Raw genomic sequence first — 24,576 nt, forward strand, 5'->3', positions numbered from 1 at the left:
AGCATGGGCGAAAGAGCTTATTGCACACCGCTGAAAAGCAACTATCTATGGATTACCACCAATAAGGCCTTGCCTTCCGTCTTGCCCAGGTTGCGGATGGTATGCGGCTGGTCCGCCGGATAGCGTGCCGTGCCGCCATTCTTGACCTTTTTCTTCGCCGCGCCCACTTCCAGCTCCAGATTGCCGTGGATCACCGTCAAATGCTCGGTGGTGCCCGGATCGTGCGGTTGCGACGCCAGTTCGCCGCCCGGCGCCAGCGTCACTTCATACCATTCGTATTTGCCGGCCAGTTCCATCGGCCCGAGGATGCGCAGCACGTAGCCCGCGTGGTCGCCGGGCAGGGTGGGGGTTTCGTGGGCGTCCGTGATGCGGATGGTTTCCACGGTTTTTTCCGCGCTGGACAGCAATTCGCCGATCTGCACGCCCAGGGCGTTGGCCAGGCGCCACGTGATGGCGATGGTGGGATTGGCTTTTTCGCGCTCGATTTGCGACAGCATGGACTTCGAGACGCCCGCGATGCGCGACAAATCCTCCAGTGTCAGGCCGCGCGCCAGGCGCAGCCGTTGCAGGGTGGCACCTACTTCAGGGGGAGAATTGGTCGAAACGCTGGTTTTCATCGGCAGGTGGCTTGCAAAGTTCAAAAGGCTTGGGTAATATCCACTATATTGAATTTCAGTTCGAAATAGTGGATTTTGAGGAAAAACACGGAAACGTGTAGACTTCAAACAGCGCTTCACGGTACAGCATTGTGCGCGCACCGGTCAAGCGGCCGCTTTTCCCTATGGCGGCTGAGGTCACCCGGATACCACACATACAACAGGGACACACAAGGATCATCATGAGCGAGCAAGCGAAGAACACCTTTTTCAGCGGTCTGCAACAGAATCTCGATCAACTGCGCCAGCAGGGCTTATACAAGCCCGAGCGCGTGATCGCCTCGCGCCAGGGCGCCGAAGTGGTGTGCGACGATGGCCGTACCCTGATCAATATGTGTGCGAATAACTACCTGGGCCTGTCCGGCGACCTGCAGACGCAGGAAGCGTCTATTGCCGCCACGCAAAAGTACGGCTACGGCCTGTCGTCCGTGCGCTTCATCTGCGGCACGCAAACCGTGCACAAGGAACTGGAACAGGCGATTTCCGCGTTCCTGGGGACCGAGGACACGATTTTGTACGCGGCGGCTTTTGACGCCAACGGCGGCGTGTTCGAGCCACTGTTCGATGAAAACGACGCCATCATCTCCGATGCGCTGAACCACGCGTCCATCATCGACGGCATCCGCCTGTGCAAGGCTGGCCGCTACCGCTACCTGCATAACGACATGGCCGACCTGGAAGTGCAGCTGAAAGCGGCGATTGCCGCCGGCAAGCGCCATAAGGTCATCGTCACTGACGGCGTGTTCTCGATGGACGGCACGATTGCGCAGCTCGACAAGATCTGCGACCTGGCCGACCAATACGGCGCGCTGGTGATGATCGACGAATGCCACGCTTCCGGCTTCATGGGCGCGACGGGCCGCGGCACGCACGAGCATCACAATGTGATGGGCCGCATCGACATCATCACGGGCACCCTGGGCAAGGCCCTGGGCGGCGCCATGGGCGGCTTCACGTCGGCGCGCAAGGAAGTCATCGACACCCTGCGCCAGAAATCGCGTCCCTACCTGTTCTCGAACACGCTGGCGCCATCGATCGCCGGCGCCTCGCTGTCGGTACTGGAGCGCCTGGCCAAGTCGACGGAACTGCGCGATCGCCTGCATGACAACACGGCCTTCTTCCGCAGCGAGATCGAACGCATCGGCTTCACCATCAAGCCGGGCACCCATCCCGTCGTTCCCGTGATGCTGTTCGACGCGCCCGTGGCGCAGAAGTTCGCCGCCCGCCTGTATGAACTGGGCGTGCTGGTGACGGGCTTCTTCTACCCGGTCGTGCCGATGGGCCAGGCTCGCGTGCGCGTGCAGCTGTCGGCTGCCCACACCCGCGAACAGCTGGTGCAAGTGCTGGCCGCCTTCGAGCAGGCTGGCAAGGAACTCGGTCTGCTGACCACTACCAATTAACAAGAAATCAGGATAAGAAGATGGAACGTATTTTAGTCATTGGCGCAAACGGCCAAATCGGTAGTGAGCTGGTGGGCGCGCTGGCGCAGCAGCACGGCGCGGACAATGTCATCGCCAGCGACATCGGCACGAACAACCTGTACCAGGCCAAGCGCTATGCGCAATTGAATGTGCTGGACAAGGACGGCCTGGCGCAGATCATCGCCGATGAAGGCATCACCCAGGTGTACCAGCTGGCGGCCATGCTGTCGGCCACGGGCGAAGCGGCGCCGCTGAAGGCGTGGAGCCTGAACATGGATGGCTTGCTGAATATCCTGGAACTGGCGCGCGAACGCGGCGAGGCAGGCAAGCCGCTGCGCATCTTCTGGCCATCGTCGATCGCCGCCTTCGGTCCGAACACGCCGCAAGTCAATACGCCGCAAATGACGGTGATGGACCCGACCTCGATGTACGGCATCAGCAAGCTGGCCGGCGAGCGCCTGTGCGAGTACTACTTCAACAAGTACGGCGTGGACGTGCGAAGCATCCGCTATCCTGGCATCATCAGCTACAAATCGCCTCCGGGCGGCGGCACCACCGATTACGCCATCGCCATCTTCCATGCGGCCTTGCGCGGCGAGCGCTATGACTGCTTCCTCGATGCGAACACCACCTTGCCGATGATTTACATGCCCGACGCCATCCGCGCCACCATCGAACTGATGGACGCTCCTGTGTCGCAGATCAAGATCCGTTCGTCCTACAATGTGGCCGGCGTGTCGTTCAACCCCGAGCAGCTGGCCAAGGCCATCGTGCGCATGGTGCCGGACTTCAAGATCAGCTACAAGCCGGACAGCCGCCAGGCCATCGCCGACAGCTGGCCGCAAAGCCTGGACGACAGCAAGGCCAGCGCGGACTGGGGCTGGAAGGCGCAGATCGGCGTCGAGCAGATGGTCACGGACATGCTGGCCAATGTCGACGTGGGTCACGCCGCCAAGGCTGCCTGAAGCACGCCCGCGCATTTAAAAACATACTAATATAAAGAGACACTACATGGATATGAGCGTATTTGACCTGTTCAAGATCGGCATCGGGCCGTCGAGTTCCCACACGGTGGGGCCGATGGTGGCGGCGCGGCGGTTCCTGGTCGAATACGGTCCGCTGGACCAGGTAGTGGGCGTCGAGGCGGCCCTGTATGGCTCGCTGGCGCTGACGGGCGTGGGCCATGCCACGGACAAGGCCGTCATTCTTGGCCTGATGGGAGAAACGCCGCAGGACGTGGCGCCCGATGCCGTCGACACCAAGCTGGCCGCCATCGAGGCGGCCGGCGAGATCGCCTTGCTGGGCGCGCACGTGGTGCCATTCACGGCCGCCACGGGCTTGATCTGGCACAAGAGCGAATCCCTGTCCGAACATCCGAACGGCATGCGTTTTACCCTGAAACTGGCGGACGGCAGCCGGGTCGACAAGGTGTATTACTCGATCGGCGGCGGTTTTATCCGCGAAGCGGGCGAGGCGCAAGCCGAAGCGGCCGTGGAGTCGGCCGCCAGCGCGCGGGTTGTCTTCCCTTTCGACACCATGGAGCAGTTGCTGGCGCACGGCGTGGAAAGCGGCCTGTCGATCCCTGAAATGCTGCGCGCGAACGAATGCGTCAAGCGCAGCGACGCGGAACTCAATGAAGGACTGGACCGCATCTGGCACGTCATGCGCGACTGCATCGCGCACGGCCTGGAAACGACGGGCAACCTGCCGGGCGGCTTGAACGTGAAGCGCCGCGCCGCGAAATTGTGGCGCCTGGCGCAGGAAGCGAAGGCGTCCGACAACCGCGCCAACGACTTGCCGCACGACGCCGTGCACCTGGTCAGCCTGTACGCGATGGCCGTCAACGAGGAAAACGCGGCGGGCGGGCGCGTGGTCACTGCCCCGACCAACGGCGCCGCCGGCATCATCCCGGCCGTGCTGCGCTACTACGCGCAGGATTGCCGCCCCAGCGATCCGGTCGGCGGCGTGCGCCGCTTCATGCTGACGGCCGCCGCCATCGGCATGCTGTGCAAGCGCAATGCCTCGATCTCGGGCGCCGAAGTGGGTTGCCAGGGCGAAGTGGGTGTGGCGTGCGCCATGGCCGCCGCCGGCCTGGTGGCGGCATTGGGCGGCACGAACGAGCAGATCGAAAACGCGGCCGAAATCGGCATCGAACACCACCTGGGCATGACGTGCGACCCCATCGGCGGCCTGGTGCAGATCCCCTGCATCGAGCGCAATGGCATGGGCGCCGTGAAAGCCATCACAGCCGCCTCGCTGGCGCTGAAGGGCGATGGCACCCATTTCGTCAGCCTCGACGAAGTCATCGAAACCATGCGCCAGACGGGCGCGGACATGCAGGACAAGTACAAGGAAACGTCGCTGGGCGGCCTGGCCGTGCATGTAATCACCGTCAACCACGCCGCTTGCTGATGTGTTGCTGGTAGTGTCGGATTACGCGCGGAGCGCTAATCCGACCTACGATACGCCACGGTCGGCGTAGGTCGGCTTAGCCCGCAGGGCGTAAGCCGACATCACCACGGCAGCAAGCCATCACCGTCACTCCTCCTCAAACAACTGCTCCAGCCTCCTGGGGTAGTTATTCAAAAAATCGCGCGTCACGGCGAAGTGTTCCGTGTCTTCATATGCCACCTCGTGGATGCCGCCGCCCGTAAACATCAGGATTTTCGCGTTCGGATAGGCCAGCAGGATGGGCGAATGGGTGGCGATGATCAGCTGCGAGTCGTCCTGCACCAGTTGGTGGATCACCGATAGCGCCGCCATCTGGCGGCTCGGCGACAGGGCCGCCTCGGGCTCGTCCAGCAGATACAAGCCCTTGCCCCGCAGCTTGTTGATCAGGGTCGCCATGAACGCTTCGCCGTGCGATTGCGCGTGCAGCGACTTGCCGCCGTAGCTGGCCAGGTATTCGGGCATGTCGTCCATGTAGGTGGCGACGTTGAAAAAGCTTTCGGCGCGCAGGAAATAGCTGTCCTCGGGCTTCTTGTAGCTCTTGCTCAGGCGCAAGTGCGCGTGCAAGCCCGATTCCTCGTCCGACGGCAGGGCGATGCGCACGTTGCGCGTGCCGCCATCCTTGCCGAAGCCCAGCGCCACGGCCAGCGCTTCGAGCATGGTCGACTTGCCGCTGCCATTTTCGCCCACGAAAAACGTCACGTCGCGGTGGAAGTCCATGTGCACGAAGTCGCGGATGGCGGGGATGGTGAACGGATAGTGGTCCATGTCGACGACAGCGTCGGGGCGCAGCGCGGCGCTTTGCAAATACGGTTTTTTACTGATCGGCATGGCCGGTTTTCGACTCCATGATTGGCACTTTACAGGGCAGAAAGTACAGTGTGGCGCAAATCGGCGGCGCACGCCAGTACGCACGCCGGCCATGTTTGCCTGGCTTGATCTCATGCCATTATGGCTGCATTGACAATATCCAGGCTCTCCAATTGTCACATCCTGACCTGGCTGGCGCCACGCGATTCGCCTTGGACGGCGGCTGGCACTATAATATCCGCTGCCATTCATGATTAACCGCTCTCAGCTCAACTGGACTCTTCAAATCTATGCATTACGTGTCTACCCGCGCTGATAAAGCGCCATTGCAGTCGCAACAGTCATCTTTGCAGCAATTTTCCGACATCCTCCTGGGCGGCCTCGCCCCCGATGGCGGACTGTATCTCCCTGAACACTACCCGCAAGTCACTGGTGCCGAGCTGAACGCCTGGCGCACATTGTCGTATGCCGACCTGGCCTACGAAATCCTGAAGAAGTTCGCCACCGATATCCCGGCCGCGGACCTGAAGGCACTGACGGCGAAAACCTATACCAAGGCAGTCTACAAGAACGCCCGCGCCGGCGAAAACGCGGCCGACATCACGCCGCTGCGCGTGCTCGAAGAAAACGTCGTCAAGGGCGGCCAGACTACCCTGATGCTGCAGGCGCTGTCGAACGGCCCGACCCTGGCCTTCAAGGACATGGCCATGCAGCTGCTGGGCAACCTGTTCGAATACACCTTGGCCAAGCACGACGCCGAACTCAATATCTTCGGCGCCACGTCGGGCGACACGGGCAGCGCGGCCGAATACGCGATGCGCGGCAAGAAGGGCATCCGCGTCTTCATGCTGTCGCCGCACAAGAAAATGAGCGCCTTCCAGACGGCGCAGATGTTCAGCCTGCAAGACCCGAATATCTACAACATCGCCGTCGAAGGCGTGTTCGACGATTGCCAGGACATGGTCAAGGCCGTCTCGAACGACTTGCCGTTCAAGGCGAAACAGAAGATCGGCACCGTCAACTCCATCAACTGGGCGCGCGTCGTGGCGCAGGTCGTGTACTACTTCCGCGGCTATCTGGCGGCAACCACCAGCAACGAGCAAAAAGTGTCGTTCACGGTGCCGTCGGGCAACTTCGGCAATATCTGCGCCGGCCATATCGCCCGCATGATGGGGCTGCCCATCTCGAAATTGGTGGCGGCGACGAATGAAAACGACGTGCTCGACGAATTCTTCCGCACGGGCGTCTACCGCGTGCGCAAGTCCGCCGAGACCTACCATACGAGCAGCCCGTCGATGGATATCTCGAAAGCGTCGAATTTCGAGCGCTTCGTCTACGACCTGGTGGGCCGCGACAGCGACCGCGTGCGCGCCCTGTTCACGAAAGTGGAAACGCATGGCGGCTTCGACTTGTCCGGCAAGCCTGGCAGCGACGGCGACGAATTCAAGCTGGTGGCCAAGTACGGCTTCAAGTCGGGCAAGTCCACGCACCAGGACCGCCTCGATACCATCCGCGACGTGGCCGACGACTACGGCATCACCATCGACACGCACACGGCCGACGGCATCAAGGTGGCGCGCGAACACCTGGAGCCCAACGTGCCGATGATCGTGCTGGAAACGGCGCTGGCGGCCAAGTTCAACGAAACCATCCTCGAAGCGCTGGGGGTGGACGCGGAACGGCCAAAGGGCTTCGAGAACATCGAAGACTTGCCGCAAAAGTTCGTCGTGATGGATGCGGACGTGGAAAAGATGAAGGCGTATATCGCCGCCAACACGGGCTTGTGATGAGCGGGCCTGCGATGAACGATCCGAGCGCACAACGCAAGCCGATGCTGTCCGTGGCCGAGGCGCAAGCCTTCATGCTGGGCGCGGCGCGCCCGGTGGCCGAGGTGGAGCTGGTCGACACCATGCGCGCCAACGGCCGCGTGCTGGCGGCCGCGCAAACGTCGACCCTGAACGTCCCCGAGCGCGACAACACGCAGATGGATGGCTATGCCGTGCGCGCGCAGGATTGCGCTAGCGGCGCGGCCAGCTTGCCCGTATCGCAGCGCATCGCGGCCGGCCACGTGGGCCAGCCCTTGCAGCCGGGGACGGCGGCGCGCATCTTCACGGGCGCCCTGATCCCGGACGGCGCCGATTGCGTCGTGATGCAGGAGCAGTGCACCTTGCTTGACGGCGTAGTGACGGTCAATCACGTGCCGCAGGCGGGTGAATGGGTGCGCCGCCAGGGCGAGGATATCCGCGCCGGCGGCGAGATCCTCGGTGCCGGCCGCCGCCTGCGCAGCCAGGAAATGGGCCTGGCCGCCTCGGTGGGCCTGGCGCAGCTGCCGGTGCTGCGCAAGCTGCGCGTCGCCGTCTTCTTCACGGGCGACGAGCTGGCCATGCCCGGTGAGGCTCTGGCGCCGGGCGCCGTCTACAACTCGAACCGTTTTACCTTGCGCGGCCTGCTGGAAAATCTGGGCTGCGAGATCACGGACCTGGGCATCGTGCCCGACAGCCTGGAAGCGACAAAGGCCGTGCTGCGCCAGGCGGCCCAGGGCAATGATCTGATCATCACCTCGGGCGGCGTGTCCGTGGGCGAGGAAGACCATATCAAGCCGGCCGTGGAAGCGGAAGGGCGGCTGAACATGTGGCAGATCGCCGTCAAGCCGGGCAAGCCGCTGGCGTTTGGCGAAGTGCAGGATGCGTTCTTTATCGGCTTGCCTGGCAATCCCGTCTCCAGCTTCGTCACCTTCCTGCTGTTCGTGCGCCCCTTCATCCTGCGCCTGCAAGGCGTGGCGGGGAACCTGGCGCCGCGCAGCTACAAGCTGCCGGCCGCGTTCGAGCGCCTGAAGGCGGACAAGCGCAACGAGTTCTTGCGCGCCAAGGTCAATGAGGAGGGCGAGCTGGAACTGTTCGCCAACCAGAGTTCGGGCGTGCTGACGTCCACCGTGTGGGGCGACGGCTTGATCGATTGCCCGCCGGGGCTGTCGATTGCGCGCGGCGACATGCTGCGGTTTATCCCGTTTAACGAATTGCTGTACTAAGGAAGTAGCGATGAAGATCAATCTGCGATTTTTTGCCAGCGTGCGCGAGCTGGTGGGAACCGGCCATGAAGTGCTGGAAGTGAGCGCGGAGGCCGCGTCACGGCTGACGGTGGGCGAGGTGCGAAATCTCCTGATCGCCCGCGGCGGCAACTGGGAATACGCGCTGGCGCAGGGCCGTGCGCTGCGCATGGCGCATAATCAGGTGATGTGCGATGCCGCTACCGTGATAGGCGACGGCGACGAAGTGGCGTTCTTTCCACCCGTGACGGGCGGCTGATCCCGCTTCCCAAATGAGACGGCCACTTCATCGAAGTGGCCGTTTTTTCATGAAGACTTGGTTTTCGGTTTGTCCCCGCTGCACGTGGCGCAGGCGATGGCTTTCTTGTAGCGCCAGTATTTCGAACCGATGAAGATGGCCGACGCCACCAGCGACCAGGCCAGCGCGCTGAGGATGTCGGCCTGGCTGGTGGTGCCCTTGCTGTACTCGACCACCGTCAGGATGATGAATAAGATCGAACTGGCCAGCAAATAACGGGAAATCCAGAATCCTGCACCCATGTGTTTCTCCTCTTGTCGTCTCGTTGTCTCGTGAAGTCAAAGTGCCGATCGCTGCAGCATGTTGGCGCAGTATGCATCATTTTTCGGCATTCTTGCCATCCCCGCGCCTTATCTCGACTAAAATGCCGGGGTTTTCACCGTCTTTCCAGCTTGCCATGACCCATTCCAGCCTTCCTCCCTTTCACATCGCCGTCATCGGCGGCGGCCCTGCCGGCCTGATGGCCGCCCAGGCTGCCACCGACCAGGGAGCCAGGGTGGAGCTGTTCGACGCCATGCCGTCCGTCGGCCGCAAATTCCTGCTGGCGGGACGCGGCGGCATGAATATCACGCATGCGGAAGACTACCAGTCCTTCGTCTCCCGTTACGGCAGGCCGGCCCGCTGGCTCAAGCCGGCGCTGGACCAGTTCGGCCCGCAAAAGGTGCGCGACTGGGTGCACGGCCTGGGCGTGGATACTTTCGTCGGCTCCTCGAGCCGCGTCTTCCCGACGGACATGAAGGCGGCGCCCTTGCTGCGCGCCTGGCTGCACCGCCTGCGCGAAGCGGGCGTGCAATTTCACATGCGCCACCGCTGGACGGGCTGGCGCGACGGCCGGCTGGCCTTCGCCACGCCGGACGGCGAGCGGTTATTCGTTTTCGACGCCGTGATCCTGGCGCTCGGTGGCGGCAGCTGGGCGCGGCTCGGCTCGGACGGCGCCTGGGTGCCGCTGCTGCGAGAGCAGGGCGTGGCCGTGGCCCCCCTGGCGCCGGCCAATTGCGGCTTCGACGTGGACTGGAGCGAGCATTTCAGCAGCCGCCATGCCGGCGAACCGCTGGCCACCGTGGCCATCACGGCGCGCGATATCGATGGCTTGACGATCAAGCGCCAGGGCCAGTTCGTCATCACGGCGGGCGGCGTCGAGGGCAGCCTGATCTACGCGCTGTCGGCCGCGCTGCGCCAGCAGATCACCGCCGAGGGCAGCACCACCATCTGGCTCGACCTGGCGCCCGACCACAGTCATGAACGCGTGTTCGAGGAAGTGACGCGCCCGCGCGGTTCCCGCTCCATGTCCAGCCACCTGAATAGCCGTCTGGGCATCAAGGGCGTGAAATCGGGCTTGCTGCGCGAATGCCTGAGCGCGGCCGACTTCGCCGATGAAGCCAGGCTGGCGGACGCCATCAAGCTGCTGCCCGTCCGACTTGTGCGTCCGCGCCCCATCGATGAAGCCATCAGCAGCGCCGGCGGCGTGGAATTCGACGGTGTCAAAGGCAGCATGCTGCGCGCCATGCCGGGCGTGTTCCTGGCGGGGGAAATGCTGGACTGGGAAGCGCCGACGGGCGGCTACCTGCTGACGGCCTGCCTGGCGCAAGGCAAGGCGGCCGGCGAGCAGGCGGTCAGTTGGCTGGAAGAGAACGTTAGTGCCAGGTAATTTCGCCCGAGCCGCTTTTCTGCGTTTCGCGCTGGCGCGGGTTGCCGTGGACGTGGATGTCGCCGCTGCCGCGCAGGGTTAGGTTGCTGGCGTCGCGCACGAAGACGGTGCTCGTGCCGGAGCCTTGCAGGCTGACGCTGGCCTTGTCGGCGGCCAGGTGCTCGGCATCGATATCGCCTGAACCGCTCAGATCGGCACGCAGGAACTTGGTATTGCCGCTGGCGGCGATGCGCCCGGAGCCCACCATTTCCAGCACCACGCTGTCGCTGTTGCCGCCATTGATGTCGAGGTCGCCGCTACCGTTGACCGTGGCTTGCACCTGCTTGTAGCGTCCCGTGAAACTGACATCGCCCGAACCCGTCAATTCCAGGATGAAACTGTCTCCGGAAAATCCCGTGATCTTGCTGTCGCCGTTGCCGTGCACTTCGACGCGGACGAGGGCGGGCAGCACCAGTTCCACCTGCAGGGGCTGGCGGTGGTGGAACAGCATGCCTTTCGGGCCGATATGCAGGGTCGTGCCATCCTGCGTGGTGTCGACGTTGGACAGCAGACGCTGTTCGCCGCTGACCTTCAGCGATGGCGTGGCGCCGCGGCGCAGCACCAGGTCGATGGGGCCGGCCAGGTCGATGCTATTGATATTGGGGGAAACCGGGCGCGTTTCGCTGCGCACGGCACGGCCGGCGGCGCTGCTGGGATTGCTGATTCCCTTGGCGCGCAGTGCCGCATACGACATGGCGATCAGGACCAGTGCCAGCAAGAGCATGGACAGGCCAACTTTGAGCAAGCGTTTCATGGCAGCCTTTCTAGTGACCTTTGAGCAGGGAAACATTCATGGCAACGTAACGCTTGATGCCGATCAAGGTATAGCGCGTTACGACCAGACTGAGCAGGAAGATGGCGATGCCGCCGAGCAGCATACCCACGCCAAAGACGGTTTGCGTGGTGCGCGCATCGCGGTCCATGTCGGTGGAGATGCGGATGCCCCCGCCGGCCAGCGCTTCGGCCCGCTCCATCATGCGCGAGGAGGCGCCGGGCGCCCCGGTCTCGGACTCGGCCGGGTCATGCTGCAAGCGGCCGGGCAGGTGATCGACTTCGATGCCCGTGTCGCCGATGGTGATGCGCGTTTCGCGCCGTTCGCCGTTTTCGCCGCCGTCATCGTCGTGGATGAAGACGTGGCGCAGGGGACCGTCGAGCACCAGTTCGTTGGCGCCGGACAAACCGCTGGCCGTGATGGCGATGCCGGCCAGGTAAAAGCTCAGGCCGACGGCGTACAGGGTGGCCAGCAGGGCTGCATACACGGCGGCAGGCACGACCATGAACAGGTTGAAGATGGCCAGGCCCACCAGCGAGACGAGCAGGCGCAGCAGGTTGACGGGGGTTTTCTTTTGTTCGAAAGCCTGGCGGTGCGTGCTGTTGCGCAAGGTAAGGGCGATTTTTTTCGGGTCGCCCAGGTCGTCTGCGATCTCGTGCTCGCTGCGGCCGGCCGCAGCGCCTTCGATGAAGGTCTGTTCGTAATAGTCGAGCGTCTTGGCGACCAGGTCCGGTGGCAAGCCTGCCAGCGCGCGTCGCAGTGCGTCGAGATAATCTTGTTTGTTCATCATATTCTTCCTGTCCGCCGCTTCAGCCCATGGCCGGCAGCAGCATGCTTGCCTGGCTCAGCAGCAATGGTGCCTGTGGCGCCTGCTGTGCGTGAATGACGATGAATGTGGCCAGCACCACACCAGCCAGCAGCGCCAGGGCTTTCAAGCTGTTTTTCAAGTGCAAGGTGGTGTGCATGGTATTCCCCGTGGCATGGCCGTTGTCGATGATCAGACTGTACCCAAGCGCACGCGGGCGCACCAGCGCGGTGCGACAGAATGCAATTTCGCGGGGGCGAGCGACACCAGGGGAGGATGCACCGTCAAGTCTACTTTGCCACCTTGCCCGTGGTAATGGCTTTTGCCGCCGCCACGCCGCTGCGCACGGCGGCCTCGATGGTGGCCGGATAGTCTTGCGTCCGGTCATCATTGGCCGTGTAGTCGCCTGCCAGCAGCAAGCCAGGCATGCCGCTGGCGTTGCCGGGGCGAGCCAGGTCGGGCGTGCAGGCAAAGGTGGCGCGCTTTTCCGTGATCAGCTGGGTCCACAGGGGCTGCGCCAGGGCAGGGCGCTGCAACACCTGGGCCAACTGCGCCGCGATGGCTTGCGCCAGCGGTCCATGGCCTTGCTCGGCGGCATAGCCGGAGGCGCTGATGACGACGGCCAGCAAGCCCGCTTGGTTGCTGTCGAGCTGGCCCCGGTCGAAGACGAACTGGCCCCAGTGCTGTTGCTCCGGCGCATCGACGAGGGCGTAGAACGGCAAGTCCAGGCGCACCGAAACATCGTACTGCAGGTAACAGGTGCTGATGGCTTCCGGCATGAACGCTTGCATGCGGCTCACCGCTTCGTCAAGGCGGGCGTCGTGCAAGCCTTGCAGCAGGCTGGCCGCCTGCACGGAGGAGGTGGCCACGATCACGCCATCAAAGCTTTCGCCGTCATCAAGCCCCCAGCGGCCATCGGGCAGCGCCTGCAAAGCGGTGATTTTGGCGCCCGTGCGGACTGTACCGCCATGCTGCACCACGTAGCGGCTTGCCGCGTCGGGTAACAGGGCACTCAGGTCCGCCTTCGGGATCAGCATGTCGGAGGCGCGGCGGCGGCTGGCGCCCAGGCTGTCGCGCAGCACGTTGAGGAAGACGCGGGCCGAGGCGCGCTCGGGCGGGGTATTCAGTGCGGCCAGGCACAGCGGGTGCCACATCAGCCGGTTCAGGCGCTCCGTCTGGTCGAAGCGCTGCAGCAATTCGCTGACCGAGCAATCGTTATACAGCTGCCAGCCCATCGTCCGCATGGCGGTGGAAAAGCGCATCAGGGCCAGCTTGTCGGCGCGCAATAATCCCTGGGCGCGCAGCAGCGCCCATGCCAGGTGCAGTGGCGCGGGCAGGCGCGGCGCGATGAAATCCATGCCGCCCGAGCCGGCCGGATAGCGCATCTGCAGGGGCAGGGTGAGGATCAGCTCGGCAGGGTCTTGTCCCGCCAGCTTGATCAGGCGCAAGGTTTCCGTGTAAGCGCCCAGCAAGATGTGCTGGCCGTTGTCGAGCACAGTGCTTTCGCGTTCGACCCGGCGCGCCCGTCCGCCCAAGGTGCGCGCCGCCTCGAATACACTCACCGCGTGACCGGCGCGCGCCAGTTCCATGGCCGCCGCGCAGCCAGCCCAGCCGGCGCCGATGACGGCGTAGCGTTGCTTCACGCTGCTCTTAGCCACGAACCCAGGTCTTCCAGGCCAGCCACAGTTTGCGGATCGGCGTGAGCGAGATGCGCTGTTTCAGCACGTGGTAGCCGTCGCGCTCGACTTCATTGAGCAGGGTGCGGTAGATGGCGGCCATGATCAGGCCCGGGCGCTGGGCGCGGCGGTCTTCTGCCGGCAAGAGCGCGAAGGCTTCGTCATACGCCTTTTGCGCGCGCGCCACCTGGAAACGCATGAGGTTTTCAAAGTTTTCGCTGTGGCGCGCATTCAGCAAGTCGGCCGCCGTCACATTGAATTGCTGCAATTCGCTGATCGGCAGATAGATGCGCCCCTTGCGCGCGTCTTCGCCCACATCGCGGATGATATTGGTGAGCTGGAAGGCATGGCCCAGCTTTTCCGCATACAGCAGGGTTTCCGGGCGGGTCGCGCCGAAGATGCTGGCCGACAAGATTCCCACCACGCTGGCCACGTGCCAGCAATAGCGGCTCATGGCCTGGTAGTCGAGGTAGCGGGTCTGGTTCAAGTCCATTTCCATGCCGTCGATGATGGCCTGCAAATGCTTTTCTTCCAGTTTATATACGTCCAGGTGTGGCTGCAGCGCGCGCATCACGGGATGCGTGGGATTGCCCTCGTACATGGCCTTGACTTCCTTGCGCCACCAGACCAGCTTGGTGCGTGCCACGGCTTCGTCCGTGCATTCGTCGACCGTGTCATCGACTTCGCGGCAGAAGGCGTACAGGGCCGTGATGGCCTTGCGGCGCTCGGCGGGCAGGAACAGGAAGCTGTAGTAGAAGCTGGAGCCGCTCTGGGCGGCCTTTTGTTGGCAGTATTCGTCGGGAGACATAGTCAAAAGAGCAAGGGTTGCAGATCGAAGCCGCTATTCTATCGTCTTACAGAGTGGGCGACGGGGGAAAAGCCGTTTTTACTTGTGTCTCTTGATGCAAGCTTTTGCGCGACATGCGCAGGGCGCGCCAGAAAATGATCAGCCAGTCGCGTTTCTCCAGCTTGGGGCGGCGCCGGAACACGTCGTAATTGACGGCTTCGATGGCTTCCAGGATGCGCAGGCCGCCTTGGATCACGAGACGCAGTTCCCAGCCGATGCGTCCGCGCAAACGCAGGGCCAGCGGCGCGCCGGACAGCATCAGGGCGCGCGTGCGGGCCACTTCAAAGCGCATCAGGGCGCTCCACTTGCCGTGGGCCTCGGGCCGCTCGAAGGCGGCGGCGGAGACGGCAAAGCGGGTCAGGTCTTCCATCGGCAGGTAGATGCGCTCTTTTTGCTGGTCGATGGCGACGTCTTGCAAGAAATTAATTAGTTGCAAAGCTGAACATATGGCATCGGAATCGCGTACATTCTGTTCATCGGCCGCGCCATACAGGTGCAGCATCAGCAGCCCCACGGGGTTGGCGGAACGGGCGCAGTAATCGAGCACGTCGTCATAGCTGGCGTAGCGCGTCGTTTCCACATCCTGCTTGAAGGCGGACAATAAATCGTGGAATGGCTTCAGCGGCAACTGGTGTTTGGCAATGACGGCGGCCAGGCGTTCGAACATGGCGGCGTTCTCGCCCCCATGGCCTTCGTGGCGGGCGATGCGGCCCAGCGCCTCTTCGTAGGCGTGCAGGGCCGCCAGGCGCTCGGCCGGCGTGGCGTCGCCTTCGTCGGCCAGGTCGTCGGCGCTGCGGGCGAAGGCATAGATGGCTTCGACGGCGGGCACCAGGCGGCGCGGCAGTAAAAATGATGCAACAGGAAAATTTTCGTAATGGTCTACAGGCATGAACACACTTCTCTAGTCTTGCGTTTGTCCGGCACCCTCAAACGCTGGAATGTGGCCGGGCGTTGTACGTCTCAAGATTAATGACGCATAAGTCACTAAAAACTTTTACGCACGATTATAATTAATAACCAGAAAGTCATTAGGCGAAGAGTACTTCCGCCATGACCAAACTGATATTGTCACAAATTTAAGGATATCGCGTGCGAAAAAGTTTGGCCTGGCCCAAAGGACAGGCAAAAAGTTTCTCCGCATAAAAATATTACAGCCCGCATAGTAAAGGAAAATACCTTGTTTGCCCTGAAAACCCTGCGCCGCGAGACCGGCGCTTCCGCACTTCCTGGCCTGCGGCTGATTGCCGCCGCCGCCCTGGCGATGACATTGGCGGCCTGTTCCAAGCCTGCCGTCAAAGTGGAAGACGTGCGCCCCGTGCGCGCGATTGTGTTGTCTAGCAGTAATGTTGACGTGAGTGCCGAGCTGTCGGGCGAGGTCGTGCCCCGTGTCGTATCGCAGCTGGGCTTCCGCGTGGGCGGCAAGATCGTGGCGCGCAAGGTCGACGTGGGCGCCAGCGTGAAGAAGGGGCAAGTGTTGATGCAGCTCGATCCTGTCGACTTGCAACTGTCGCAGGCGCAGGCCAAGGCCTCGCTGGTCAGCGCGGAGACGAGCCGCGACCTGGCGCGCGCGGAATTGAAGCGCTACCAGGATTTGCGCGAGAAAAACTTCGTCAGCCAGGCCGTGCTCGACAGCAAGGATGCCACCTACAAGGCGGCGCAGGCAAACGTGGAAGCGGCCCAGGCCCTGTACCGGGGTCAGGCGAACCAGTCCGGCTATGCCAGCTTGCTGGCTGACGTCGATGGCGTCGTCACGCGCATCGAGGCTGAAGTGGGGCAGGTGGTGGCGCCCGGCGCACCCGTGGTGCAAGTGGCCAGGAGCGGCGAGAAGGAAGTCATGATCGGCATTCCTGAAGATAAGGTTGAAACCTTGCGTGGCGTCAAGGATGTGGTGGTGCGCCTGTGGGCCGACCCGAAGCAGGCGTTGCCGGGCAAGATACGCGAAATATCGCCCGTGGCCGATGCCGCCACGCGCACCTACCTGGCGAAAGTCAGCATCCCGGACGCGCCGCAGGCACGCCTGGGCATGACGGCCGTGGTGCAGTTCGCCTCGCAAACGACCACGCCGCAGATCAAGGTGCCGTTGACGGCCCTGTTCAATGAGAAATCGCAAAGTTCCGTGTGGGTGGTGGAAAACGGCGCCGTGAAGCTCGTGCCGGTGACGGTGGGCGGCGTGGCGGGCAATGAGTTGCTGCTGACCTCGGGCGTGAAGGAAGGCCAGACGGTCGTCACGGCCGGCGTCAACCTGCTCAAGCCGGGCCAGAAAGTGACCATTCTCGGCGCCGAACTGGCCAGCAAGCCTGATGTGGCCGCTGCCCCCGTCAGCGTGGGTGCGGCCAAATGAAGGGCGGCTTCAATCTGTCGCGCTGGGCGCTCGAACACATCCCGCTGACGCGCTACCTGATGGCCGTGCTGCTGATCGGCGGCATGCTCAGCTACGCCAGCCTGGGCCAGGATGAAGATCCCCCGTTCACCTTCCGCGCCATGGTCTTGCAAGCCTACTGGCCCGGCGCCACGGCCTTGCAGATGGCCGAGCAGGTGACGGACAAGCTGGAAAAGAAACTGCAGGAAACGCCGTACATCGACGAGATCACCAGCTATTCGAAGCCGGGCGAAACCTTGATCCTGCTGGAACTGCGCGAATCGGCGCCGCCCAAGGAAACGGCGGCCGCCTGGTACCAGGTGCGCAAGAAGATCGGCGACATCCAGGGCAGCTTGCCGGCCGGCGTCGTGGGCCCGTTCTTCAATGACGAGTTCGGCGACACGTACGGCTCCATCTTCGCCCTGTCCGGCGATGGTTTTACGTACGCGGAAATGAAGGATTATGCGGACAAGGTACGCCAGGAACTGCTGGCCGTAGGGCAGGTATCGAAGGTGGAACTGTTCGGCGTGCAGGATGAAAAGATCAATATCATCTTTTCGCACAAGAAATTTGCCCAGCTGGGCATTCCGTTCGACGCCATCGTGCAGCAACTGTCCGCGCAAAACAGCATCAACGCCACCGGCGTGCTGGTGACGCCGACGGACAATCTGCAAGTGCGCGTGACGGGCGCCATGGTGACCGTCAAGGACCTGGAAAACCTGGAGCTGCGCGCCAACGGCACGACTTTCCGCCTCGGTGATTTTGCCACAGTAAAGCGCGAACTCGTCGATCCTCCCAAGGACAAGATGCGTTTCAATGGCAAGGAAGTGATCGGCCTGGGCGTGTCGATGGAAAAGGGCGGCAATATCATCGACATGGGCAAGGCCTTGCAGGCAACGGTGACGCGCATGAAGAGCGAATTGCCGGTTGGCATAGAGCTACAGCGCGTATCGAACCAGCCGGAAGCCGTGTCCGCCTCCGTGGGTGAATTCGTGCATACCCTGATCGAAGCCATCCTGATCGTGCTGGCCGTCAGCTTCGTCGCGCTGGGCTTGCACACGAAACCGCTGCGCATCGACGTGCGGCCCGGGCTGGTGGTGGCGCTGACCATCCCGCTGGTGCTGGCCGTCACCTTCCTGTTCATGCGCCTGCTCGACATCGACTTGCACAAGATTTCCCTGGGCGCCCTGATCATCGCGCTGGGCTTGCTGGTCGATGATGCCATCATTGCCGTCGAGATGATGGTGCGCAAGATGGAAGAGGGCATGTCGCGTTTCGACGCGGCCACCTTCGCCTACACATCGACGGCCATGCCCATGCTGACGGGCACCCTGATCACGGTGGCGGGCTTCTTGCCCATCGGCCTGGCCAAGTCGGCCGCCGGTGAATACACGTTCTCCTTGTTCTCCGTCAATGCGCTGGCCCTGATCATCTCGTGGGTGGTGGCCGTCGTCTTCACGCCCTACATCGGCTACGTCTTGCTGAAAGTGAAACCGCACGCGCACAACGACCATGAATTGTTCGATACGCCGAACTTCCGCCGCTTCCGCCGTGCCGTCACCTGGTGCGTGGAATGGCGCAAGACGACGATCGCCGCCACCCTGGCCATCTTTGCGCTGGGCATCTATGGCTTTAACTTTATCGAAAAGCAATTCTTCCCCGATTCCAGCCGTCCTGAGCTGATGGTGGAACTGTGGTCGCCCGAAGGCACGACCTTTGCGGCGAATGAAAAGCAGGTGAAGAAATTCGAAGCGTTCGTCGGCAAGCTCGACGGCGTGGAAAGCGTGACCAGCTATGTGGGCACGGGCAGCCCCCGTTTCTACCTGCCGCTGGACCAGATCTTCCCGCAGACCAATGTGTCGCAAGTGGTGGTCTTGCCGAAGAGCCTGGCTGACCGCGAACGCCTGCGCCAGCAAATCGTCGATGTCTTCAAGAAGGATTTTCCGGAAGTGCGGGGCCGTGTAAAACTGTTGCCGAATGGGCCGCCGGTGCCGTATCCCGTGCAGTTTCGCGTCACGGGACCGGAAGTGGCCGGTGTGCGGGCCATCGCCGACCAGGTCAAGGACATTATGCGCGCCAATCCGAACACCCTGGGCGTGAACGACAACTGGAATGAATCGGTGAAAGTGCTGCGCCTGGACCTGGATCAGGACAAGATGCGCGCGCTGGGCGTCACCTCGAAAACGGTGATGCAGGCGGCCAATACGATTCTGTCGGGTACCGTCATCGGCCAATTCCGTGAAGACAATAAGCTGATCGACATCCAGGTGCGCCAGCCGCTGGAAGAGCGGGCGACGATTTCCGTGCTGAACGACACGAATATCCCGACGGCGACGGGCAAGTCCGTGCCCATCTCGCAACTGGCCCGCGCGCATTTCGTGTGGGAGCCGGGTGTCGTCTGGCGCGACAAGCGCGAATGGGCCATTACCGTGCAATCGGACGTGATCGATGGCATCCAGGGCGCCACCGTGTCGACGCAGCTGGCGCCGCAGCTGGACGCTTTGCGTGCCAAGTTGCCGGCCGGCTACCGCATCAATGTGAAGGGCGTGGCGGCCGACAGCGGCGAGGCGGAAGCGTCGATCTCGGCGAACTTGCCGCTGGCTATCTTTATCATCTTCACCTTGCTGATGCTGCAGTTGCACAGTTTCTCGCGTTCCCTGCTGGTGTTCCTGACGGGGCCTCTGGGCGTGGCGGGTGCCGCCTTTGCCTTGCTGCTGCTGCACCGCCCGCTGGGTTTCGTAGCCAACCTGGGCGTCATCGCGCTGTTCGGCATGATCATCCGCAACTCGGTGATCCTTGTCGACCAGATCGAGCAAGACATCCGCGATGGTTCGGCCCCATGGGACGCCATCATCGACTCGGCCGTGCGCCGCTGCCGTCCCATCGTGCTGACGGCTGCCGCCGCGGCGCTGGCCATGATCCCGTTGTCGCGCTCGGTGTTCTGGGGGCCGATGGCCGTCGCCATCATGGGCGGCCTGATCCTGGCGACGGCCTTGACCTTGCTGTTCTTGCCGGCCCTGTATGCGGCCTGGTTCCGGGTCAAGAAGCCGGAGCCGGCGACCGCAAAAGAAGGCTAGCAGCCAGCGCCAGGGCGCGGGCATAAAAAAGGCGGCATTCCTCTGGGAAATCCAGTAGAATGCCGCCTTTGCTTTACCGAGGGCTTGCTCGTTTAGTCCACGGTAGCCAGATCGCTCCCGAGTTGTTAAAATCAGGGAAGTCGCCTGTGGCAAGCAGTGCAAAGTAGTACAAAATGCGGATGTGGTGGAATTGGTAGACACGCTGGTCTTAGAAGCCAGTGCTTCGGCTTGGGAGTTCGAGTCTCCCCATCCGCACCAATCCGGGTTGTTCCAGCCCGGACGTGCAGCGCCATCAAGTTGTTCTTCAGCCTCGTTGCAGGCGTCTTTCCTGTTGCCTTTCCTGTATTTCCGTCATCCCGGCTGCCTTTGCTTGCGCCATTTTTCGCCAGAGATCGGGCGGCAGGGAAGGGCCCGGGCGGAGATTTGCCTGAAAAATGGCCAAATTGAGGTAAATCAAAGGTTTTTTGCCCGAAATCTTCGCTCTGGGCGCATTTCTTTGTTTCGGACGGGGCGCCAGTTCGCATATACTAATGAACGAAGCAGGCTGGAAAGCCTGTCTCTGGCGAAATAAAGAATGCCGGGGCAAGAGTAAAGACAGGGCACCCCCAGGCTGTGGCGATTCATTCGCCGCCGCTGGTATCCTCTGTGGCCGGGCTGCAAAGCCAGCCACTTTCCCGAAGTCCTTTGTTATAATGCCACGCTTTACCGAATGATGGCCGGCCCTGCATTTACTTAGAAGCAAGGCTGGACGCTCGGAGCCCTGTCGCAGTACTGGAAGCGGCGGATTGTTTGGTGCCTGGTGCGGGTTTTTCCCTCAGCCGGGTAGACCAGGTCCATTGTCCTGCTTGCAGTACTTTTACAGATGAATATGCGAGCGAGTGAAGCTGGACCCATGTCTTGTTGCCAGTGATGGCGCAAGGGGTCGGGTCTTCTTTTCTCGCACCAACAGTGTTTATTTTTTGGACGATTTTTTACATGGCAACTGCAGTCGAAACCTTGGGCAAACTCGAACGTCGTATCACGATCTCCTTCCCGCTGACGGACGTCCGCACGGAAGTTGAGAAGCGCCTGAAAGTGCAAGCCCGTACGGCTAAGGCACCGGGCTTCCGTCCGGGCAAAGTGCCGTTGAAAATGGTCGCAGCACAATACGGCTACCAAATTGAATCCGAAGTGCTGAACGACAAAGTCGGCCGCGCGTTCAACGACGCCGCCAACGAAAACAATCTGCGCGTGGCCGGTTTCCCGAACATCGTGCCGAAAGAAGAAGCAGCCGAAGGCCAGCTGGCTTTCGACGCAACGTTCGAAGTGTATCCGGAAGTCGCCATCGGCGACCTGACGGCCGTTGAAATCGAAACCGTGCAAGCCGACGTGTCGGAAGCCGAAATCGACAAGACCATCGACATCCTGCGCAAGCAGCGCGTGCACTTCCACACCAAGGGCGAAGCTGGCGAACACGGCGACGGCGGTGAGCCGATCGCTGCCAACGGCGACCGCGTGACTGTCGACTTCGTCGGCTCGATCGACGGCGTTGAATTCCCAGGCGGCAAAGCTGAAGGCTACGCTTTCGTGCTGGGCGAAGGCCGCATGCTGCCAGAATTCGAAGCAGCGACCCTGGGCCTGAAAGTAGGCGAGTCGAAGACTTTCCCATTGTCGTTCCCAGAGGACTACCACGGTAAAGACGTTGCCGGCAAAACCGCTTCGTTCACCATCACGCTGCAAAAACTGGAATGGGCGCACCTGCCGGAAGTCGATGCTGAATTCGCAAAGTCGCTGGGCGTTGCCGATGGCGACCTGGCCAAAATGCGCGAAGACATCAAAGTCAACCTGCAACGTGAAGTCGCTGGCCGCGTAAAAGCACGCAACAAGGAAGCCGTCATGGACGCGCTGATCAAAGTTGCTGAGCTGGAAGTGCCAAAAACGCTGATCGCTCAGGATTCCGAGCGGCTGGCCGAAATGACCCGCCAGGACATGGCGCAGCGCGGCATGAACGTCAAGGACGTGCCTTTCCCAGCAGAACTGTTCGCAGAAAAAGCCGAGCGTCGCGTACGCCTGGGCCTGATCCTGTCGCAACTGGTTGGCGACAACAAGCTGCAGGCTACGCCTGAGCAAGTCAAGGCGCAAATCGAAGATTTCGCCCAAAGCTACGAAGATCCACGCGAAGTGCTGAAGTACTACTACAGCGACCGTCGTCGTCTGGGTGAGATCGAAGCCCTTGTATTGGAAGAAAACGTCGTCACCTACGTGTTGGGCCTGTCGAAAGTCACGACGAAAGCAGTTGCTTTCGACGAACTGATGGGAAGCAACGCACAAGCGTAAACCAGTTGGTATTGGGATGCCATGATAGCTTTTAACACCTGATAAAACCGTAGCGAGCGGATGGGAGTTGTGGCTGAGAAGCGGAGCTGTGCGAATGCACAGTGAGCATCGGAGGCCGCAAATCGCGACGCGCAGTAGGTTTTGTCAGGTGTCTCAAGGTGGTGGTAGTATCCCCTAACTGCTTCACAAGGAAATGAAATGACAGGTATGAACCGTAATCCGGCGCTGGACACAGAGATGCTCGGCCTGGTGCCGATGGTGGTGGAACAAAGCGGTCGCGGCGAGCGCTCGTATGATATTTACTCGCGCCTGCTGAAAGAACGCTTGATTTTCATGGTCGGCCCGGTCAATGACCAGATGGCCAACCTGGTTGTCGCCCAGCTGCTGTTCCTGGAAAGCGAAAATCCGGAAAAGGAAATCTCGCTCTACATCAACTCGCCAGGTGGTTCGGTCTCGGCCGGCATGGCCATCTACGACACCATGCAGTTCATCAAGCCGGACGTCTCGACCCTGTGCACGGGCATGGCTGCTTCGATGGGCGCTTTCCTGCTGGCCGCTGGCGCCAAGGGCAAGCGTTTCTCGCTGCCGAACTCGCGCATCATGATTCACCAGCCGTCCGGTGGTTCGCAAGGCATGGCGTCCGATATCGAGATCCAGGCGAAGGAAATCCTTTACCTGCGCACCCGCTTGAACGGCATCATGGCCGAGCGCACGGGCCAGACGATCGAACAGATCGCCAAGGACACCGACCGCGACCGTTTCATGTCCGCCGACGAGGCCGTTGAGTATGGTTTGATCGACAAAGTGTTGACCAGCCGCGCTTGATGAGCCCCTACCGGTATTGCTAAGTACGTAAGTTAACGCCCGGGCGCTCAAACGTTCGGGCGTTTCGCTTTTATTTCGGGTAGCATGGAGCTTGTGCGCGTTGTTGACTTGCGCCATGGCTAGCGGCCTTTACGGGCGGCAACCAACATCCGGCTTGCGATTTTGCAATATTGTTAATGCAGTTCCAACCAAAATGCCTTATGTCAGACAAAAAATCCTCTAGCGGCGAAAAATTACTGTATTGCTCGTTCTGCGGCAAAAGCCAGCACGAGGTGAAGAAACTCATCGCCGGCCCGTCCGTATTCATTTGCGACGAGTGCATCGACTTGTGCAACGACATCATCCGTGATGAAACGTCGAGCATCGAGACGGTGACCGGTACCAAATCCGACCTGCCGACGCCGCAAGAAATTGCCGCCTTGCTCGATCAGTACGTGATCGGCCAGCAGACTGCCAAGCGCATCCTGTCGGTGGCGGTGTACAACCATTACAAGCGCCTCAAGCACCTGGGCAAGAAAGACGACATCGAACTGGCCAAGAGCAACATCTTGCTGGTCGGTCCTACCGGTTCGGGCAAGACCCTGCTGGCACAGACCCTGGCGCGCATGCTCAACGTGCCGTTCGTGATCGCCGACGCCACCACCCTGACCGAAGCCGGTTACGTGGGTGAAGACGTGGAAAACATCATCCAGAAGCTGCTGCAAAGCTGCAACTATGACGTCGAGAAAGCTCAGCGCGGCATCGTCTACATCGATGAGATCGACAAGATTTCGCGCAAGTCCGACAATCCGTCCATCACGCGCGACGTGTCGGGCGAGGGCGTGCAGCAAGCCTTGCTCAAACTCATCGAAGGCACGATGGCTTCCGTGCCGCCACAAGGCGGCCGCAAGCACCCGAACCAGGATTTCGTGCAGATCGACACGACCAACATCATGTTCATCTGCGGCGGCGCCTTCGACGGCTTGTCGAAAGTGATCGCCAACCGTTCCGAAAAGAGCGGTATCGGCTTCTCGGCCACGGTGCGCAGCAAGTCGCAAAGCACGGCCAGCGAACTGATGTTGCAAGCGGAGCCGGAAGATCTGGTCAAGTTCGGCCTGATCCCGGAACTGGTGGGCCGTCTGCCCGTTATCGCCACCCTGGCTGAATTGACGGAAGAAGCGCTGATCCAGATCCTGGTCGAGCCGAAGAATGCGCTGATCAAGCAGTATTCGAAGCTGCTCGAGATGGAAGGCGCGGAACTGGAGATTCGTCCGGCCGCCTTGCATGCGATCGCCAAGAAGGCGCTGGCGCGCAAGACCGGTGCCCGTGGCCTGCGTTCCATCCTGGAACATGCTTTGCTGGACGTCATGTACGAACTGCCGAGCGAACAAAATGTGGTGAAAGTCGTCATCGACGAAAATACCATCACCAGCGGCGCCAAACCTTTGTTGATTTATCAAGAGACTGCCAAGGCCTCCGGAGAAAATTGATTACTGTCGAGACAAATGCATAAAAAGGGTTTTGATTCCTTAATGCATGGCAGTACAATTTAAA

21 protein-coding genes and 1 tRNA gene are annotated in these 24,576 nt (G+C 61.6%); 13 read left to right on the forward strand and 9 right to left on the reverse strand.

Annotated features, from left to right (window positions below; genetic code table 11):
* Positions 1-41: 41 nt before the first annotated feature.
* Positions 42-617 carry a helix-turn-helix domain-containing protein gene (locus tag LSO07_RS14825; protein WP_034781438.1) on the reverse strand — a complete coding sequence of 192 codons (576 nt, stop codon included), beginning with the start codon at positions 615-617 and terminating at the stop codon, positions 42-44.
* A 221-nt stretch (positions 618-838) separates the two neighbouring features.
* Between LSO07_RS14825 and kbl the strand changes: the two genes are divergently transcribed.
* Genes kbl through LSO07_RS14840 form a run of 3 tightly spaced genes read left to right on the forward strand, consistent with a single transcriptional unit; the run spans position 839 to position 4,489 of the window.
* Positions 839-2,056, forward strand: a complete 1,218-nt coding sequence (gene kbl / locus LSO07_RS14830; protein WP_070279496.1) for a glycine C-acetyltransferase — start codon at positions 839-841, stop codon at positions 2,054-2,056.
* Positions 2,057-2,076: 20 nt separating this feature from the next.
* Positions 2,077-3,042, forward strand: a complete 966-nt coding sequence (locus LSO07_RS14835; protein ID WP_151095048.1) for an NAD-dependent epimerase/dehydratase family protein — start codon at positions 2,077-2,079, stop codon at positions 3,040-3,042.
* 46 nt (positions 3,043-3,088) lie between these two features.
* Complete coding sequence (locus LSO07_RS14840) at positions 3,089-4,489, forward strand: L-serine ammonia-lyase (RefSeq protein ID WP_151095050.1); 1,401 nt, start codon at positions 3,089-3,091, stop codon at positions 4,487-4,489.
* 126 nt (positions 4,490-4,615) lie between these two features.
* Here the strand turns inward: LSO07_RS14840 and LSO07_RS14845 are convergent, their stop codons facing one another.
* Positions 4,616-5,356, reverse strand: coding sequence for an AAA family ATPase (locus LSO07_RS14845; RefSeq protein WP_070256164.1), 741 nt, complete (start codon positions 5,354-5,356; stop codon positions 4,616-4,618).
* 269 nt (positions 5,357-5,625) lie between these two features.
* Between LSO07_RS14845 and thrC the strand changes: the two genes are divergently transcribed.
* From thrC to moaD, 3 genes are read left to right on the forward strand one after another with little or no spacing between them, the layout of a single operon-like run.
* Entirely contained in the window at positions 5,626-7,122 is a 1,497-nt protein-coding gene (gene thrC / locus LSO07_RS14850) for a threonine synthase (RefSeq protein WP_070256163.1), read from the forward strand.
* A gap of 14 nt (positions 7,123-7,136) precedes the next feature.
* The gene (locus LSO07_RS14855) at positions 7,137-8,363 is read left to right on the forward strand and encodes a molybdopterin molybdotransferase MoeA (RefSeq protein WP_151095052.1); all 1,227 of its coding nucleotides are present in this window, start codon (positions 7,137-7,139) and stop codon (positions 8,361-8,363) included.
* 10 nt (positions 8,364-8,373) lie between these two features.
* The gene (moaD, locus tag LSO07_RS14860) at positions 8,374-8,640 is read left to right on the forward strand and encodes a molybdopterin converting factor subunit 1 (protein ID WP_070256161.1); all 267 of its coding nucleotides are present in this window, start codon (positions 8,374-8,376) and stop codon (positions 8,638-8,640) included.
* A 47-nt stretch (positions 8,641-8,687) separates the two neighbouring features.
* Here moaD and LSO07_RS14865 read toward each other — a convergent pair whose 3' ends face one another.
* On the reverse strand, positions 8,688-8,921 hold the full coding sequence (locus LSO07_RS14865; protein ID WP_034781412.1) for a hypothetical protein: 234 nt from the start codon (positions 8,919-8,921) through the stop codon (positions 8,688-8,690).
* A 155-nt stretch (positions 8,922-9,076) separates the two neighbouring features.
* On the opposite strand from LSO07_RS14865, the gene LSO07_RS14870 reads away from it, so the two are divergent.
* Entirely contained in the window at positions 9,077-10,327 is a 1,251-nt protein-coding gene (locus tag LSO07_RS14870; RefSeq protein ID WP_151095054.1) for a TIGR03862 family flavoprotein, read from the forward strand.
* Here the strand turns inward: LSO07_RS14870 and LSO07_RS14875 are convergent.
* The 6 genes from LSO07_RS14875 to hpnC all read right to left on the reverse strand — a co-directional run bounded on the left by LSO07_RS14875 (position 10,314) and on the right by hpnC (position 15,355).
* Entirely contained in the window at positions 10,314-11,120 is an 807-nt protein-coding gene (locus tag LSO07_RS14875) for a head GIN domain-containing protein (RefSeq protein WP_034787287.1), read from the reverse strand. The genes LSO07_RS14870 and LSO07_RS14875 overlap by 14 nt on opposite strands.
* 10 nt (positions 11,121-11,130) lie before the next feature.
* Entirely contained in the window at positions 11,131-11,928 is a 798-nt protein-coding gene (locus LSO07_RS14880) for a DUF1700 domain-containing protein (protein ID WP_225317310.1), read from the reverse strand.
* Positions 11,929-11,947: 19 nt separating this feature from the next.
* The gene (locus tag LSO07_RS14885; RefSeq protein WP_161789615.1) at positions 11,948-12,103 is read right to left on the reverse strand and encodes a hypothetical protein; all 156 of its coding nucleotides are present in this window, start codon (positions 12,101-12,103) and stop codon (positions 11,948-11,950) included.
* A 130-nt stretch (positions 12,104-12,233) separates the two neighbouring features.
* Positions 12,234-13,586, reverse strand: coding sequence for a hydroxysqualene dehydroxylase HpnE (gene hpnE / locus LSO07_RS14890; RefSeq protein WP_318526584.1), 1,353 nt, complete (start codon positions 13,584-13,586; stop codon positions 12,234-12,236).
* A gap of 7 nt (positions 13,587-13,593) precedes the next feature.
* On the reverse strand, positions 13,594-14,427 hold the full coding sequence (hpnD, locus tag LSO07_RS14895; protein ID WP_058050483.1) for a presqualene diphosphate synthase HpnD: 834 nt from the start codon (positions 14,425-14,427) through the stop codon (positions 13,594-13,596).
* 46 nt (positions 14,428-14,473) lie between these two features.
* Entirely contained in the window at positions 14,474-15,355 is an 882-nt protein-coding gene (gene hpnC, locus LSO07_RS14900) for a squalene synthase HpnC (RefSeq protein ID WP_151095057.1), read from the reverse strand.
* 288 nt (positions 15,356-15,643) lie between these two features.
* Here hpnC and LSO07_RS14905 point away from each other — a divergent pair, with 288 nt between their 5' ends.
* The 6 genes from LSO07_RS14905 to clpX all read left to right on the forward strand — a co-directional run bounded on the left by LSO07_RS14905 (position 15,644) and on the right by clpX (position 24,512).
* Positions 15,644-16,807 carry an efflux RND transporter periplasmic adaptor subunit gene (locus LSO07_RS14905; RefSeq protein WP_151095059.1) on the forward strand — a complete coding sequence of 388 codons (1,164 nt, stop codon included), beginning with the start codon at positions 15,644-15,646 and terminating at the stop codon, positions 16,805-16,807.
* Positions 16,804-19,902, forward strand: a complete 3,099-nt coding sequence (locus LSO07_RS14910; RefSeq protein WP_151095060.1) for an efflux RND transporter permease subunit — start codon at positions 16,804-16,806, stop codon at positions 19,900-19,902. Before LSO07_RS14905 ends, LSO07_RS14910 begins: the two co-directional genes overlap by 4 nt.
* A gap of 175 nt (positions 19,903-20,077) precedes the next feature.
* Positions 20,078-20,160 (forward strand) — tRNA-Leu (locus LSO07_RS14915).
* A gap of 717 nt (positions 20,161-20,877) precedes the next feature.
* Positions 20,878-22,218, forward strand: a complete 1,341-nt coding sequence (tig, locus tag LSO07_RS14920; protein ID WP_070256539.1) for a trigger factor — start codon at positions 20,878-20,880, stop codon at positions 22,216-22,218.
* Positions 22,219-22,425: 207 nt separating this feature from the next.
* On the forward strand, positions 22,426-23,043 hold the full coding sequence (clpP, locus tag LSO07_RS14925; protein WP_369811567.1) for an ATP-dependent Clp endopeptidase proteolytic subunit ClpP: 618 nt from the start codon (positions 22,426-22,428) through the stop codon (positions 23,041-23,043).
* A gap of 200 nt (positions 23,044-23,243) precedes the next feature.
* On the forward strand, positions 23,244-24,512 hold the full coding sequence (gene clpX / locus LSO07_RS14930; RefSeq protein WP_034787303.1) for an ATP-dependent Clp protease ATP-binding subunit ClpX: 1,269 nt from the start codon (positions 23,244-23,246) through the stop codon (positions 24,510-24,512).
* The last annotated feature ends 64 nt before the right edge of the window (positions 24,513-24,576 follow it).

The organism is Janthinobacterium sp. PLB04, assembly GCF_021165895.1.
GTDB classification, from domain to species: Bacteria; Pseudomonadota; Gammaproteobacteria; order Burkholderiales; family Burkholderiaceae_D; genus Janthinobacterium; species Janthinobacterium lividum.